The organism is Neisseria sp. P0021.S006 (assembly GCF_051956895.1).
Map to the genome: position 1 here is coordinate 1 of NZ_JBQCWZ010000607.1, position 806 is coordinate 806.

1 protein-coding gene and 1 pseudogene are annotated in these 806 nt (G+C 48.1%); both read left to right on the plus strand.

Annotation, left to right across the window (positions count from 1 at the left end; all coding sequences use genetic code 11):
• Positions 1–323: pseudogene (locus ACTHUM_RS15995) on the plus strand (dihydrolipoyl dehydrogenase); the annotation flags it as partial.
• Between the two features lie 89 nt (positions 324–412).
• Positions 413–751 carry a P-II family nitrogen regulator gene (locus ACTHUM_RS16000; protein ID WP_003683576.1) on the plus strand — a complete coding sequence of 113 codons (339 nt, stop codon included), beginning with the start codon at positions 413–415 and terminating at the stop codon, positions 749–751.
• Positions 752–806 lie beyond the last annotated feature (55 nt).

Here is an 806-nt window from a genome sequence, read left to right on the forward strand (position 1 = left end):
CTGCCAAAGCCTCCGGCCGCAAAATCACCAAAGCCAACTTCCCATGGGCTGCTTCCGGCCGTGCGATTGCCAACGGTTGCGACAATGGTTTCACCAAGCTGATTTTTGATGCTGAAACCGGCCGCATCATCGGCGGCGGTATCGTTGGTCCTAACGGTGGCGATATGATCGGCGAAGTCTGCTTGGCGATTGAAATGGGCTGTGATGCAGCCGATATCGGTAAAACCATCCACCCACACCCAACCCTGGGCGAATCCATCGGTATGGCTGCGGAAGTGGCATTGGGCGTATGTACCGACCTGCCTGCTCAGAAAAAGAAATAAGTTCACTCAAATAAAATTTGAACGAACTTGATGGAACAAAGGCCGTCTGAATGTTTCAGACGGCCTTTTCGCAAATAAGGAGACTCAATATGAAAAAAATCGAAGCCATTATCAAACCTTTCAAACTCGACGATGTACGCGAAATCCTGACTGAAATCGGCATTACCGGCATGACTGTCAGCGAAGTCAAAGGTTTCGGCCGCCAAAAAGGCCATACGGAAATTTATCGCGGCGCGGAATACGCAGTCGATTTTCTTCCTAAAGTGAAAATCGAATTGGTATTGGCTGACGATAAAGTCGATCAAGCTGTTGATGCCATCTTGGAAACCGCGCATTCTGGCAAAATCGGTGACGGTAAAATCTTTATTTATCCGGTTGAAGAAGCTATCCGTATCCGTACCGGTGAACGCTCGGAAGCAGCGCTTTAATAGAAATCGCAAAATACAGAATACAAATGCCGTCTGAAAATAAGTCGTAGCGTGG

Coding starts and splice junctions, on each gene's coding strand:
- ACTHUM_RS16000 (WP_003683576.1), top strand. CDS start 413: ATGAAAAAAATCGAAGCCATTATCAAACCTTTCAAACTCGACGATGTA.